Source organism: Sorangium sp. So ce385 (assembly GCF_051474135.1).
GTDB lineage: Bacteria > Myxococcota_A > Polyangia > Polyangiales > Polyangiaceae > Sorangium > Sorangium cellulosum_D.
The window spans coordinates 6,751,151-6,765,943 of sequence record NZ_CP150337.1; the positions used below are offsets into that span (position 1 = coordinate 6,751,151).

Genomic DNA, 14,793 nt, shown 5'->3' on the forward strand with positions numbered 1-14,793 from the left:
TCAGGCTCCCTCTCTTTGAATGTGTGCGATCGCCGAGTCGAGGTCCTTGTCGCCGCGGCCGGAGATGTTCACCACCAGGATCGCGTCGCGCCCGAGGCGCGGGGCGAGCTCCAGGGCGTGCGCGACCGCGTGCGAGGACTCGAGCGCCGGGAGGATGCCCTCCATCCGGCAGAGCGTCTGGAACGCTTCGAGAGCGCGCGCGTCGTCGACGGCGACGTACCGGACGCGGCCCGTGTCGCGCAGGAGAGCGTGCTCGGGGCCGACGCCCGGGTAGTCGAGGCCCGGCGCGACGCTGTGGGTCTCGAGGATCTGGCCGTCGTCATTGTGAAGGACATAGGTCTTGGCGCCCTGGAGGACGCCGACCCTGCCGGCGACGAGCGACGCCGCATGCCGCCCGCTCGCGAGGCCCTCGCCGCCCGCCTGGACGCCGATGAGCTGGACCGACGGCTCGTCCAGGAACGGCGCGAAGATGCCGATCGCATTGCTGCCGCCGCCGATGCACGCGACCACGGCATCGGGCAGGCGCCCCTCGCGCTCGAGCACCTGCGCCCGGCACTCGGCGCCGATCACCGTTTGAAAGTGGCGAACGATGGTGGGGAACGGGTGCGGTCCCACCGCGGACCCGAGCAGGTAATGCGTCGAGTCGACGTTGGTGATCCAGTCGCGCAGGGCCTCGTTGCTCGCGTCCTTCAGCGTCTTCGAGCCGGCGTGGACGAACCGGAGATCGGCGCCCAGCATGCGGATTCGCTGGACGTTCATCGCCTGGCGCTCCGCGTCGACGGCCCCCATGTAGACCGTGCACTCGAGCCCGAGCAGGCTCGACGCGGTCGCGAGGGCGACGCCGTGCTGGCCAGCCCCGGTCTCTGCGACGATGCGGCGCTTGCCGAGCCGGACCGCGAGCAGCGCCTGGGCGACGGCGTTGTTGATCTTGTGGGCGCCGGTGTGAGCGAGATCCTCGCGCTTACCGTAGATGCGCGCGCCGCCGAGGGACTCGCTGAGGCGCAGGAGCGGCGTGAGCGGCGTCGGGCGGCCGACGAAGTTCTTGAGGACGTCGCCGAGCGCCCGGTTGAACTCCGCGTCGTCCTTGTAGCGGAGGAAGCCCTGCTCGAGCTCCTCGAGATTGCGCATCAGCGTCTCGGCGACGAAGCGGCCGCCGAACGCGCCGAACACGCCCGGCGCAGGCCCCGAGGAGCCGAGGAGGGACCTGAGCGCCGCGCCGGGATCGGGCGCGCTGACCAGCGCCTCGCCGACGAGGATGCCGTCGAACCCCATGCCGGCGACGGCGGCCACGTCCTCGGCGGTCTTGAGGCCGCTCTCGCTGACCGTGAGCACGTCGGCCGGGATGAGCCGGCGGAGCGCGCGGGACCTGTCGAGGTCGACCGCGAACGTCGACAGATCGCGGTTGTTGATGCCGATGATGCGAGCGCCGGCCTGCACGGCCCGCTCGATCTCGCCGGCGTCGAAGGTCTCGACCAGCGCCTCCATGCCGAGCGAGCGCGCGAGCGCGATCAGCTCGGTGAGGAGCGCCGCGTCGACGCCGCGCGCGATGAGCAGCACGGCGTCGGCGCCGGCGGCGCGGGCCTCGATCACCTGATACGGGTGGACGATGAACTCCTTGTACATCACGGGGACATCCACCCCCGCGTCGTTCGCCACGGCCTCGACGATCTCGGGGCCGCCGCCGAAGAACTCCCGGTCGGCGAGCACGCTGATGGCCCGGGCGCCGTTCGCCCCGTAAGCGCGGGCGATGGCCACCGGGTCGAAGCCCTCGCGGAACACGCCTTTCGAGGGCGACTTCAGCTTGATCTCGGCGATGGCGGACACGCCATCTTTGCGCAGCGCCGCCGCGAAGTTCCGGGGCGGTCGGGCCACCCTGACCCGCTGCTCCAGCGCGGCGCGCGGAACGCGGCGCTCCTTTGCGGCGACCTCGCCGCGCTTGTGTTCGAGGATCGTATCGAGAATCATCGCAGTCCTTCCGCGCTCCGGCGCGTCGCCGAGCGCGCAATGAGGTTGTCCACAAGTGAAGCCAGCGCCCCCGACCGGATGGCGCGGCGGGCGACCTCGACGCCATCGCGCAGGTCGGTCGCGAGGCCGGCGAGGTACAGCGCCGCGGCTGCATTTGCGGCGCAAAAATCATGAAGAGGCCCGCGCTCGCCCCGGCAGAGCGCGCGGAGCAGCGCCGCGTTCTCGGCCGGACCCGCGCCGCGCAGGGTCGCGAGATCGCAGCGGGCGACGCCGAGGTCCTCCGGCGTCACCGTGAACCGGCGCAAGGCGCCGTCGCGCAGCTCGACGATGTCCGTCGGCGCTGCGAGGCTCAGCTCGTCGAGGCCGTCGCGGGCGTGCACGATCAGCGCGCGCTGGACGCCGATCGCCGGGAGGATCTCGAGGTAGAGATCGACGAGGGCCGGCTTGGCCACGCCGAGGACGCGGCGCGCGGGGGCGGCTGGGTTGGCCAGCGGTCCGAGGAGGTTGAGCGCCGTCCGCAGGCCGAGCTCGCGGCGCAGCGGCGCGAGCCCGCGGAGCGCCGGGTGGAAGCGCTGGCTGAAGAGGAACGCAAAGCCGGTCTCGGCGAGCGACCGGTCCACCTCCGCAGGCCCGAGCTCGATATCGATATCCATCGCCTCCAGCAGATCGGCGCTGCCGCAGCGGCTCGAGGCGGCGCGGTTGCCCGCCTTGGCGACGACGGCGCCTGCGGCGGCGGCGATCAGCGCCGCGGCCGTGGAGGCGTTGAAGCTGCCGTGGTGGTCGCCGCCGGTGCCGGCGGTGTCGATGGCATCGGCCCTTTGCGCGACACGGACGGCGCGCGCCATGAGCGCGGCGAAGAAGCCCTCGAGCTCGGCGACCGTCTCGCCCTTGCAGGCGAGCAGCGACAGCCACGCCGCAGCCTGCGCCGGCGTGAAGGCGCCGTCGAGCAGCGCGAGCATGGCGTCGCGCGCCTCGCTCGCGAGGAGGTGCTCGCGGGCGGCCGCGCGCGTCAGGACCTCGACGGGTCTCATGTCAGCGCCCTTCGACCTCGGGCGACGGCTCGCCCGGCAGGAACTTCACGGTGTCCTCGACGGCGAGGCCGAGCTCGCCCCCGGTGAGGGGCGCCGCGGCGGCGACGAGGACGTTGTAATGGTTCGGGAAATGGCAGGCGTCGAAGCCGAGCACCCTGCCGATCACGGTGCCGCCGTGGACCACGAGGTCGCCGCGCTCGATGACGCCGGCGGCGCGCGCCTCGACGAAGCCGAGGAATCCCACCCGGTCGACGCGGTCGCCCGGCCCCGCGGTCGCCTGGTCGGTGGTGACGAGCTCGTGGACCTCGCCGGCGCGCACGCAGCGCGTCGCGTGTCGCTCGAGCACGAAGCCGCGATCGCTCCGCTTGTGCTGGAGGAGCTTCACCACCGTCGTCGGGACGATGCGCTTGCGCGCCTGCGCCGCGCGGGAGAGCCCCTCCGCGGCGTAAGCGTCGTTCACGAGCCGCACGGCGTCGAGGCCGTCCTCGCCGTGGCAGCCGCCCGCCCCGATGGTGGCGACGAAGTCGCGCAGGATCTCCTCGTACTCGTGCCAGAGAGAGCCCTTGAACTCGTCGAAGCCAGCGAGCATGTCGATGGTGATGCTCTCGCCGTTCTTGAGCGAGACCTCGATGTCCTTTCGCTCGCCGCGCGGGTAGGCCCAGTCGAGGCGGACGTGCACCGGGATGCCGCCTTCGCTCACGAGGTCCACGTCGGCTTCACGGTCGATGCCGGCGCCGTCGCGCTCGACGGCGGCGCGGGTGACCTCCATCCGGCCGAGGAACGAGGCGAGCGTGTCGAAGACGTTCGGGCCGTTGTCCGCGAGGCAGCCGCCGCCGCAGCGGCGCGAGTCGAGGTACCAGCGGTCATCGCCCGCGTGCTCCTCGATCTTCTCGAGGTATCGGGCGGTGACCGAGGCGATGCGCGACCGGTCGGCGAGCTGCGGCAGCGCGCGCACGACGTTGACGTTGTAGCGGCGGTGGAACGCCGTGAACAACGTCCGGCCGGCGGCGCGCGCCTGGCCGACGAGGCGCTCGGCGTCCGCGCGGCGGATGGTCAGGGGCTTCTCGCAACAGACATGCTTGTCGGCCGCCAGCGCGTCGCGGCAGATGGCGTAATGCTCGTCGTTGGGGACGTTGATGATGACCGCGTCGATGTCGTCGCGGGCCAGGAGCTCCCGGTAATCGAGCGTCGCGTCGATGCCGCGCGCCTCGAAGGGCGCGACGCGCTCCTTCCGCAAGTCGCACACGGCGACGAGCCTCGCCCCGTCCACGCGCGGAAAGCCCGCGACATAGAACTTCGAGATGACTCCCATACCAATCATACCGATACGAACGGTCACGCTGCATCTCCTTCTTCGACAAGGGTCTCGAGGGGCTTGATCCCCAGCTCGCGGGCCAGCCCGCCGAGCGCCGCGAGCAGGTCGGAGTCCACGCTCACCGCGTCGACGCGCAGGTCGCGGCGGCGCTCGTGCTCCAGATATCCAGGGTAAGTGACGCGCCGGCCCGGCCCGTTGGCCGGGCACTCGACGACGCCAGAGAGGATCCGGTCCATTCGCCGCTGGAACTCCGACAGCTCACCGAAGCGGCGGATGTCCAGGGCGAGGAAGAAGTGGCCGACGTCGCGATCGTCGCGGGAGCGGGCCTCGCCCGAGGGGCCGAAGAGGTCTGGATCCGGGCCGGCCGCGGCGCCGGCGAGGGCGCCGCAAAGGATGTCCACCCAGAGGGCCAGGCCCAGACCCTTCCACCCGCCGGTCTCGGGCTGGCCGCCGAGCAGCTGCAGGTGCCCCGTCCCGGCGTCGTACGAGGCCGGATCGGTGACCGGAGCGCCGTGCTCGTCGACGAGCCAGCCTTCGGGGATGCGCTCGCCCAGGCGGGCCGCGGCGCGGACCCTGCCGGTCGAGACGACGGTCGTGCTCATATCCAGGACGAAGGCCGGCATCTCCCCGCCGGGGGCGGCGAGGCAGATCGGGTTGGTCCCGACGATCTTCACCCCGCCATGCGGCGGGCGAGCGATCGTCTGGGAGCCGAGGTTCGACATGGCGATACCGACCATGCCGCGCTCGAGGGCGAGCTCGGCGTAGTAGCCGGCCGGGCCGAAATGGGAGCTGCGGCGCACGGCGACGGCGCCGACGCCGGACGCCGCCGCCTTGTCCATCGCGAGGCGCATCGCCTTGACGCCGGTCACGAGGCCGAGGCCGTCCTGACCGTCGATGAGCGCCGTGGCGCCCTCGTCCTTGAGGATGCGTGGCTCGGCGTCGCCGCGGATGCGGCCGCTCCTCAGCTTGGCCACGTAGATGCGGCCGAGATTGGCGATGCCGTGGGTATCGAAGCCCTTTCTGTCCGCGTAGACGAGCGGCTCGGCCGCGATGCGGGCGTGCGCCGGCGCGAGGCCGGCCCGGGTCAGGGCGTCGGCCGCGAAGCGCCGCAGCTCATGGAGAGAGATGTTCATTTTGCTCATATCGATTCCTCGTCAAGGGGCGCGGCACCGCTTCGACAGTGGTCGCCGAAGGCCAGGACGATGGCCTCGACCTCGCGGGCGAACCGCTCGAGGTCGGCCACGGCGATGAACTCGCCGTCGGCGTGCGCTCGGTTGTGCTCCAGGCTGCAAGGGCCGTAGACGACCGTGTAGCGGTCGGAGCATTGCGCCCACATGGCGTCGCAGGTGAACGCGCGATGCGCGAGCGCGGGCGGCGTCCGGCCGACGCCGGCGGCCCCGAGGACGCGCGTCATGGCCTCATCGCGGTTGTCGAGCGTCGGGAGGCGGCGCTTGAGCCATTCGAGGCGCGTCACGGCGCGCGCGGCCGAGGCCGTCGCGCCGAGGACCTCGGAGCCGGCGAAATCGGTCGCGAGGCCCTGGAGCGCCTCGGCGAAGCGGATCTCGGTCGCCTCCTCGATCGCCGCGGCCTGGGCCATCGTGGAGTACGCGAAGTTGACGAGCAGCGCCCCCTCGCCGTAAACCCGGTTATGCATCCTGCCGGTGTGGATGCCGGCGACACAGGTCTTGCCCCCGATGCGACGCACGTCCGCGACCAGATCGCGGGCGAACCGCATGGCGACGGCGGCGAGGATGACCGTGGCGTTCTGGCCTGCATGGGGCGCGTCGTCGGTCGAGCCGACCCCCTCGACCGAGACGCGGGCCGTCATCGACGTGGTCGAACGGTCGAAGAAGTAGCCCTCGCTCGGTTCGGCGAAGATGTTCAATCGGCCGACGTAGCCGAGGTCCACGAGGGCCTTCGTCCCGTAGACGCCCATGGCGCCGCCTTCCTCGCCGGAGACCGACTGGACGAGCACCTGGATCTCGTCCGCGAGCCGGGGATCCCGGCGCATGGCCGCCTCGATGCCGGCGAGCACCGCGACGCCGGGGCCCTTCATGTCGACGGCGCCGCGGCCGGTGACGATCCCGTCCTCGCACGCGACGGGGACGTGCCCTGCGACCGTGTCCATGTGGAGGTTGAACATCACGGTGCGAGCCGCCGGACGGGCCCCGCCGGCGCGGAGGACCAGGTTCGGCTGCGACGAGAGGAACGCGCCGCCCATCCTCGCGGCCACCTCACGCACGGAGACAGGGACGTGGGCGCCGCTCAGGAGCGCGGCGCACGGAGCCTCCAGGTAAGCTTCGGTGAAGCCGCGGGAAACCGCGAAGTCGCTGAAGGCCCGCTGAGCGTCCGGGATGGCGCTCGGAACGCCGGTCTCCATGGGGCTGACGGTATCGATGGCGAGCAAGCCGAGGAGGTGCTCCAGGTGCTCGGGGGTGAAACGGGTCTGCGGATCGTTCATCGGGTCCTCCCTGCCCGCCAGACCGCCCGGGCGATGCGCTCGAAGCGGCCGCCGAACTCGACGAAGCTCTCTCGCAGCGTGGCTGTGTCGGCGGTCCTGCCGAGGTGAGGGATGTGGGCCAGGTGCGGCTCGATGGCGATGGCGCCGGCGTAGCCCGCCGCCTGGAGCATCGAGAGGCACTCGGCGACCTGGGCTTCACCTTCGCCCGGCCAGGTGAACTGGGCGGCTCCGTCGGCGTCCCAGACGACATCCTTGACGTGGACGTGGCGCACGTGCGGGAGAACGCGACCGAGGAACGCGACGGGGTCCTGATCCGCGACGCGCACGTTGCCGACGTCGAACAGGAGCCCCAGATGGGGGCTCTCTATCTCGCGCAGCATCGCGAGGGTTTGCTCCACGCCCTGGGAGGCCCAGCCCGAGCAGTTCTCGTGGAGGAGCGTGACGTCGAGCGCCGCGGCGAGCTCGACGAGCTCGGCGACCCGGCGCATCGCCTCGCGGCGCCAGCCGGCGCCATCGAGCCCCTGGTTCGGATAGGACATGATGCGGATGAACCTGCAGCCGAGCGCGTGGGCGCGGTCGGCGAGGATCCTGAGCTCTCTCAGGTCGCGGCCGAAGGGCCCGGAGACCGGGCGCGCCCAGCCGCCAATCCGGCTCGCCAGGGCCACGACCTTCATCCCGTCCTCCGTGATGCGCCGCGCGGCGGCCGCGAAGCGCGCGGGGTCGAGGTCGGCGACGGCGACGCCGTCCAGGGTGCGGAGCTCGATGCCCGGATAGCCGAGGCGGCGCAGCGCCTCCAGCTGGCCGTCGAGGTCCGGAGAGGCCTCATCGCCCACGCCGGCGAGGAGCACAGGGGGCGCCTCACGCATGGAAGCTCCTGACCGCAGAGACGACGTAATCCACTTCCGCGTCCGTCATCTCCGCATAGAGGGGCAGCGACAGCGCCTCGCGCGAGAGCGTCTCGGCCCCGGGGAAGTCGCCTGCCACGTGCCCGAGGTGGGCAAAGCACGGCTGCAGGTGCAGGGGCACCGTGTAATAGAGCTGGGTCTCGACGCCGCGCTCGAAGAGGTGGGCGCGGAGCGCGTCACGGCGCTCGGCGCGGATCACGTAGGTATAGAACACGCGCTCGCCCGGCGCGGACGCGAGCGGCCTGATCGCGGCGCCGAGCTTGCCGAGCTCGGCGTCGTAGTGCTCGCCGATGGCGCGGCGGCGCGCGTGCAGCGCGGGGAGCCGAGCGAGCTTCGCGGTGAGGTAGGCGGCCACGATCTCATCCATCCGGTGGTTCCACCCCAGGTGGTGATGCAAGAAGCGTGTGACGCCGTCCTGGCCGTGATTGCGCAGCCGCCGGCACATGTCGCCGAGCGCGGCGTCGTTGGAGACGATCATCCCCGCGTCGCCGATGCCGCCGAGGGGCTTCGCGGGAAAGAAGGAATAGACGCCGACGTCGCCCGCGAGCCCCGCGGGGACACCCGCGGTCGTCGCGCCGAGCGCGACGGCGCTGTCCTCCAGGACGCGGAGGCCCAGCGCCCTCGCGGCGGCCTGGACCTCGGCCATCGCGGCGAGCGAGGAGAAGAGGTGGGCGGCGATGACGACCTTCGATTCCGGCGTGCACCGGCGCGCGAGCTCGTCGGCGGCGATGGTTCCGGTATCGGGGTTCACGTCGACGAAGACCGGCCGGGCACGCAGGAGGGCCGGGGCGCTCGCCGTCGAGATGAACGAGAAGGCGGGCGTCAGCACGTCGACGCCCGGGCCGACGCCGAGCGACGCCAGCGCGATGAGCATCGCGTCCGTGCCATTGGAGACGGCGACGGCGTGGGCGGCGCCGGTCTGGGCCTTGATGGCGTCCTCGAGCTCGGAGACGCGCTGTTTCAGGATGAACGCGCCCGAGGCGCCCACCTCGGCCACGAGCTGCTTGACGAGCGCCGCGTCGGCGCCGAAGCGCCTCGCATAATCGAAGTACGCGACCCTCATCGCGCGCCTCCGCGCTGGAAGAAATCGGCGATGGCGCCGCAGACGCGCTCGACCTGTCCAGCCGTCATGTCCGGGTACATCGGGAGGCCGAGCGTGCGGGTGCAGGCGCGCTCCGCGACGGGCATGTCGCCGCGCACGTAGCCGAGTCCCCGAAAACAAGGCTGCAGGTGCAGCGGCACAGGGTAGTAGGTCTCGGTCCCGATCCCCTCGTCGGCGAGGTGACGGGCGAGCGCGTCGCGCTGCTCGCACTCGATCAGATAGACATAGTAGACAGGGCCCGCGCCCTCGGGGCGGCGCTGGATGCGCGGCGTCGAGACGCTGGGCGAGAGGCCGGCGAGGCCGCGATCGTACAGGGCGGCGAGCTCGGCGCGCCTGGCGATGTCCTGGGGCAAGCGCCCGAGGCGCGCCAGCAGGATCGCCGCCTGGAGGCTGTCCATCCGGCTGTTGAAGCCGAGGCGGCGATAGACCTGGGGCTCGCCCTCCCTCTGGCCGTGATTGCGGAGCATGCGCGCGGCCTCGGCGATCCGGTCATCGTTCGTGAGGACCATGCCGGCGTCGCCGAACGCCCCCAGCGTCTTGGTCGGGAAGAACGAGAGGACCCCGGCGTCGCCGATGAGGCCGGCGTGCTTGCCGCCGAGCCACATCCCGATGCCCTCCGCGCTGTCCTCGAGGACGAACAGGCCGTGGTGGCGGGCGACGTCGACGATGGCGGGCATATCGGCCATCTGCGTGAACAGGTGGACCGGCATGACGGCCTTGGTGTGCCGCGTGACGACCGCTGACATCTGGGTTGGATCCATCGCGTACGTGACCGGATCGATATCGACGAAGACCGGCTTGGCCCCCGCGTGCGCGATGGAGGACGCGGACGCGAAGAAGCTGAACGAAGGGACGATGACCTCGTCGCCGGGCCCGACGCCCGCGGCCATGAGCATGATGGTGAGCGCGTCGGTGGCGTTGCCGCAGGCGATCGTGTGGCGCGCCTCCGTGAAGAGGGCGAGGCGTCGCTCGAGGCGACGGACGAGCGGGCCGTCGGTGAACGACCCGCCGGCGAAGAGCTCGTCGATCAAGGCGTCGATGTCGCCGCGCTGCCGCTCGAGCGACGCAGCGCACGTGTAAAACGGGATAGCTGATGTCATGTACGACTCCGATGCTTGAAGCTCCGCGTCGCGGCGGGCGGCGGCATGAGCGCCCCGGCGGCGCCGGACGAGAGCTCGGCGGCGAGATCCGAGCAGGCGGCAGGCGCGCCCGCGCGCCCTCGCGACCTCCCCGCGCCGCGCAGGACGGCGTCCGGCACGCCGGCCGGATGGAGGAGGCCGCTCAGGACCTTGGCGCGGGCGATGACGTCCACCACCGCCGTGTTGAACTCCACGCTGCTCAGCGGCTCGGGCCCCTGGGCGGCGAAGTGACGATAGTATTCGATGAAGCAGGTGCTCAGGGGGTCGTCCTCGTACACGTCCGTCGCGACGAGGCGGCCGTCGCCGCCGAAGACCTTGACCCAAGCGTGGTTGTCGTCGGCGCCGGTCTGGTAATATCCAATGACCGTCCCGCGCTCGAGCTCGAGGATGACGTCGCGCTTGCGCATCGGACACCCGAGGTCGGAGTGGCAGACCGCGGCCACGCGATTGCCGTGCATCGTGGCGATGGTCGCGCCGCCCATGTGAGGCACCGTGCCCGAGGCGGCGGAGAGATCGGTGCACTCGGCGTGGAGGACCGCGGCCTCGGTGCCGCCGAGGGCGAGCGCCAGCGCGATCTGGTGGGGCATCTCGACGTCGAAGGCCGTCTGGTGGCTGCTGTTCGCCAGCGTGCGGTTGATGCGCGGCTTGCTGCTCTCGATGACCATCCGCTCGAGCGCGCCGAGCTCGCCGCCGTCGATGATCGCCTTGAGGCGCGCCGTCACCGGGCTCGAGAGCCAGTTGCTGACGACGGCGACGTCGAGGCCGGCCTCCCGCTCGAGGGTGAGGATCTCGCGCGCGTCGGAGACATGGATGGTGAACGGCTTCTCCACGACGAAGCGGCGATACCCGGCGGCGACGGCCGCGACGAACACCGGGTAGTGCTCCGACGGCCCCGTGCAGATGTGGACCACCGTGCGCCGCGGGTCGAAGGCCCCGCGCGCGTCGGCGATCGAGGGATAGGCCGGGAGGCCGGCCGCGCCCTGGAGCGCGCCGCCCGAGGCGACGAGCGGATCGACGACGCCGATGCGCTCATCGAACAGCCCTCGCCCCTCCGGCCTGCGTCGCGCCTTGCGCAGGCAGGTCAGGTGCAGATCTCGACCTGCCTTTCCGAATCCAACAATCAGCTGCTGAAACATATTTCGCTCCTGGTCGTGCGCGCTCATGCGTTCAGCGAACACGACAGCTCGCGCGTGATCACGTCGGCGAGCTCGTTGACGTACGCCTCGAGCCGAGGCCGCTCCACGCCTTCGGCCATGATGCGGACGACCGGCTCGGTCCCGGACGCGCGGACCACCATGCGCCCGGCGGCGCCGAGCTCTCGCTCCACCCTGCGGACGACCGCGGCGATCGTCGGATTGCTGCTCAACCTGTTCCTGTCGGCGACCATCACATCGGCGCGGACCTGCGGGAGCCTCTCGAACGGTCGGGTCAGCTCGCTGAGCCGACGGCCCGTCCGCCTCACGACGTCGAGCAGCAAGAGCCCCGCCAAGATCCCGTCCCCGGTCGTCGCGTGGTCCAGCCAGACGATGTGCCCTGACGGCTCGCCGCCCAGGTTGTAGCCGCCGCGCCGCATCTCCGCGATGACGTGGCGGTCCCCGACCTCGGTCCGCTTCGTCGCGACGCCGAGCCTCCCGGCCGCCTGCGCGAGCCCCGCGTTGCTCAGCACCGTCGTTACGATCGTGTCGTTGGCCAGCCGGCGCTCTCGCTTCGCGGCCGACGCGCAGACATACAGGATCTCATCACCGTCGACCGTCGCCCCGCGCTCGTCGACGGCCACCAGCCGGTCCGCGTCGCCGTCGAAGGACAGCCCCAGCTGCGCGCCGCGCCGCAAGACCTCTTCTCGCAGCGCCTCGACGTGCAGCGAGCCACACGCATCATTGATGTTCAACCCGTTGGGCGCAACCCCGATCGCCACCACGTCCGCGCCGAGCTCCCGGAAGACGCGGGGGGCGAGCTCATACGCGCCCCCGTTGGCGCAATCGAGCACGATCCGCGCCCCGTCGAAGCGCGCCGGCACGGCCGCCTTCAGGTGGCGCAGGTACGCCTCCGTCGCCTGTACGTCGACCGACATCGCGCGGAGCTGTCCGCCGACCGGGCGCGGCAGCCTGTCCTCCGGCGCGTCGAGCAGCTGCTCGATCGCCTGTTCCACGCGGTCCGGCAGCTTGAAGCCGTCCGCGCCGAAGAATTTGAAGCCGTTGTCCTCGGCTGGATTGTGCGAGGCCGAGATCATGATCCCTGCCGTCGCGCCGAAGTGCCTGGTGAGGTACGCGACGACCGGCGTCGTCACGACGCCGAGATGGATGACGGAAGCACCGATAGACGAGAGCCCAGCGACGATCGCCGCCTCCAGCATCGGGCTGGAGACGCGCGTGTCGCGCCCGACGACGAAGGTCGCGCCGCTCGCCTCGCCCGCCAGCGCGTGGCCGCCGCAGCGACCGAGCCGGAAGGCGAGCTCCGGCGTCAATTCCAGGTTTGCGATACCGCGAATGCCGTCGGTGCCGAAGTATTTCCCCATAGAGTTCCACCTCTCCTCGAGGCCTCCGCGCTCGCGGCGAGCTCGCCCGTCAGCGCGCGCGCCGCTCGGGCGAGCTTGCTCGGCGCGCGCCCGATTCCCCTGCTGGATCCCTCATCCTGCGTAGGGGCGCTGGCCTCTTGCCCCTGCCTTCAGCAACGGCCGTGCCGTCCGCTGATGTCGAGGGCGCTCGTCGCGAGCCGAGCCGGATCCGAGAGCCAACGCGCTCGTATTCCACGCGAGCGCTCGAGGAGGAGCGCCTGGCGCCGAGCAACGGTTGGCGTGGTCGCGCAAGACCGCCTTGCGCGGCGTCCGCGGTCATGTCCGCCTGTCCGGCGCGCGGCCAGGTCCAGGCGCGGTCCTCGCCGGAACGCGCGGGATGGCATGACGGCTGCACGCGCCCTCGGACGAACAGCGGTCCATCGCTTCACGGGGGTGTCCTGTGGGGCGCTGAGGCGCCTCCTCGTCATCGGGTACAAACCATGTGTGGAATCGTTGGCTACGTGGGTTATCGCGACGCAAAGGAAGTGCTCCTCGACAAGCTCGCCCGGATCGAGTATCGCGGCCATGACGGCGCGGGCCTCGCGATTCGCACGGTGACGGGCATCGAGGTCTACAAGAAGGCCGGGCCGCTCGCCGGCCTCGCGGGAGAGCTGAAGCTGCGCTCGGTCCGCGGGATGCTCGGCCTCGGTCACACCCGGTGGGCGACGCACGGCGCGCCCGACGACCGCAACGCTCACCCTCACGCCAATGAGGATGGGACCATCGTCGTCAGCCATAACGGGATCATCGAGAATTACCGCCCGCTCAAGGAGCGGCTCGCTGCCCAGGGCTACGCGTTCCGATCCGAGACCGACACCGAGGTCCTCGCCCACCTCATCGAGGAGAAGTACCGGGGAGATCTCGCGGGCGCCGTCCGCGCGGCCCTCGCGGAGGTGCGCGGCGCGTACGCCGTCGTCGTCGCGCACGCCGAGCACGAGGAGATCGTCGCGGCCCGCAGCGTCAGCCCCCTCGTGATCGGCGTCGGCGACGGCGAGATGTTCATCGCGTCGGACGTGCTGGCGCTGCTCCCTTACACCCGCCGCGTGGTGTTCCTGCAGGACGGTGATCTGGTCGTCCTGCGAAGCCAGAGCTACGACGTCACCGATCTCGAGGGAAGGCCGCGCGCGCGCCCCCCCACCCTCGTCGACTGGAGCGCCGAGGCCGCCGACAAGGGCGACTACGATACGTTCATGCTCAAGGAGATCCACGAGCAGCCCCGGGTCCTCGCGCAGACCATCGCGGGCGGTCTGCCCCGCGGCGCCGCAGAGGCGCGGCTCGATCTGCGCCTCGACCCTTCCTCGATCGATCGCGTCCAGATCATCGGATGCGGCACCGCGTACCATGCTGGCCTCGTCGGTGAGCACCTCATCGAGCGGCTCGCCCGGGTGCAGGTGGAGGTCGACATCGCGAGCGAGTATCGGTATCGCCAGCCGATCGTCGACGAGCGGACGCTGGTGATCGCCATCAGCCAATCCGGCGAGACCATGGATACCCTCGAGGCCCTCCGCGAGGCGAAGCGGCTCGGCGCGAGGACGCTCGGCATCGTCAACGTCCAGGGGAGCAGCATGACCCGCGAGGCGCACGAGGTCCTCTACGTCCACGCCGGGCCGGAGATCGGCGTCGCCAGCACCAAGGCGTACACCGCCCAGCTCAGCGCGCTGCTCCTGTTCGCCCTCTGGCTCGGTCGGGCGCGTGGGGCCCTGAGCCCCGCGCGCGCGGCCGAGCTCTCCGCCGAGCTCCGCGACCTGCCGCGCGTCGTCGACGAGGCGCTCGACGCGGCGCGCGTCGCGGAGATCGAGCGGATCGCCGCCAAGTACAGGGACGCCCGCGGCTGGCTGTTCCTGGGGCGCGGCGTGAACGCCCCGAGCGCGTTCGAAGGCGCCCTCAAGCTGAAGGAGCTGAGCTACGTGTATGCCGAAGCGCACGCCGCCGGGGAGATGAAGCACGGCCCGATCTCCATCATCGACGACGGCCTCCCCGTGGTCGTCATCGCGACCGAGTGCGCCCTCCTCGACAAGGTCCTCAGCAACATCCAGGAGGTCAGGGCGCGCTCCGGGAAGGTCATCGCCCTCGTCAGCGATGGTGACACGGAGGCCGCCCGCCACGCGGACGACCTGATCCGGCTCCCTCGCACGGACGAGCTGCTGAGCCCCGTGGTGAACGCCGTGGCCCTGCAGCTCCTCGCATACCACGTCGCGTCCCTCCTCGGGAGGGACGTCGACAAGCCTCGCAACCTCGCCAAGAGCGTCACGGTCGAGTGAGGCGACAACCCCAACCTGGCCGCGCCCGCGAGGCGAGGCGATCGCGCCAAAGGGCAGCTC

Annotated in this window: 11 protein-coding genes; 1 reads left to right on the forward strand and 10 read right to left on the reverse strand. The window is 71.3% G+C overall.

Annotation, left to right across the window (positions count from 1 at the left end; genetic code table 11):
• From trpB to glmM, 10 genes are read right to left on the reverse strand one after another with little or no spacing between them, the layout of a single operon-like run.
• Entirely contained in the window at positions 1-1,965 is a 1,965-nt protein-coding gene (gene trpB / locus WME83_RS24640) for a tryptophan synthase subunit beta (RefSeq protein WP_437321723.1), read from the reverse strand.
• Positions 1,962-2,996, reverse strand: a complete 1,035-nt coding sequence (gene trpD, locus WME83_RS24645) for an anthranilate phosphoribosyltransferase (protein ID WP_437321724.1) — start codon at positions 2,994-2,996, stop codon at positions 1,962-1,964. The genes trpB and trpD overlap by 4 nt, the downstream gene beginning before the upstream one ends.
• Before the next feature lies 1 nt (position 2,997).
• The gene (locus WME83_RS24650; RefSeq protein ID WP_437322038.1) at positions 2,998-4,317 is read right to left on the reverse strand and encodes a Gfo/Idh/MocA family protein; all 1,320 of its coding nucleotides are present in this window, start codon (positions 4,315-4,317) and stop codon (positions 2,998-3,000) included.
• Between the two features lie 14 nt (positions 4,318-4,331).
• Positions 4,332-5,444 (reverse strand): Ldh family oxidoreductase, encoded by a 1,113-nt coding sequence (locus WME83_RS24655; protein WP_437321725.1) that lies wholly within the window; start codon positions 5,442-5,444, stop codon positions 4,332-4,334.
• Positions 5,445-5,449: 5 nt separating this feature from the next.
• A complete protein-coding gene (locus tag WME83_RS24660; protein WP_437321726.1) occupies positions 5,450-6,772 on the reverse strand; it encodes a M20/M25/M40 family metallo-hydrolase in 1,323 nt (440 codons plus the stop codon).
• Positions 6,769-7,638, reverse strand: coding sequence for a sugar phosphate isomerase/epimerase family protein (locus WME83_RS24665; protein ID WP_437321727.1), 870 nt, complete (start codon positions 7,636-7,638; stop codon positions 6,769-6,771). The genes WME83_RS24660 and WME83_RS24665 overlap by 4 nt, the downstream gene beginning before the upstream one ends.
• The gene (locus WME83_RS24670; RefSeq protein WP_437321728.1) at positions 7,631-8,740 is read right to left on the reverse strand and encodes a DegT/DnrJ/EryC1/StrS family aminotransferase; all 1,110 of its coding nucleotides are present in this window, start codon (positions 8,738-8,740) and stop codon (positions 7,631-7,633) included. Before WME83_RS24670 ends, WME83_RS24665 begins: the two co-directional genes overlap by 8 nt.
• Positions 8,737-9,879: a DegT/DnrJ/EryC1/StrS family aminotransferase gene (locus WME83_RS24675; protein ID WP_437321729.1), complete on the reverse strand. Its 1,143-nt coding sequence runs from the start codon at positions 9,877-9,879 to the stop codon at positions 8,737-8,739. Before WME83_RS24675 ends, WME83_RS24670 begins: the two co-directional genes overlap by 4 nt.
• The gene (locus WME83_RS24680) at positions 9,876-11,054 is read right to left on the reverse strand and encodes a Gfo/Idh/MocA family protein (RefSeq protein WP_437321730.1); all 1,179 of its coding nucleotides are present in this window, start codon (positions 11,052-11,054) and stop codon (positions 9,876-9,878) included. Before WME83_RS24680 ends, WME83_RS24675 begins: the two co-directional genes overlap by 4 nt.
• A 23-nt stretch (positions 11,055-11,077) precedes the next feature.
• Entirely contained in the window at positions 11,078-12,433 is a 1,356-nt protein-coding gene (glmM, locus tag WME83_RS24685) for a phosphoglucosamine mutase (RefSeq protein ID WP_437321731.1), read from the reverse strand.
• A 479-nt stretch (positions 12,434-12,912) separates the two neighbouring features.
• Between glmM and glmS the strand changes: the two genes are divergently transcribed.
• On the forward strand, positions 12,913-14,733 hold the full coding sequence (gene glmS / locus WME83_RS24690) for a glutamine--fructose-6-phosphate transaminase (isomerizing) (protein WP_437321732.1): 1,821 nt from the start codon (positions 12,913-12,915) through the stop codon (positions 14,731-14,733).
• The last annotated feature ends 60 nt before the right edge of the window (positions 14,734-14,793 follow it).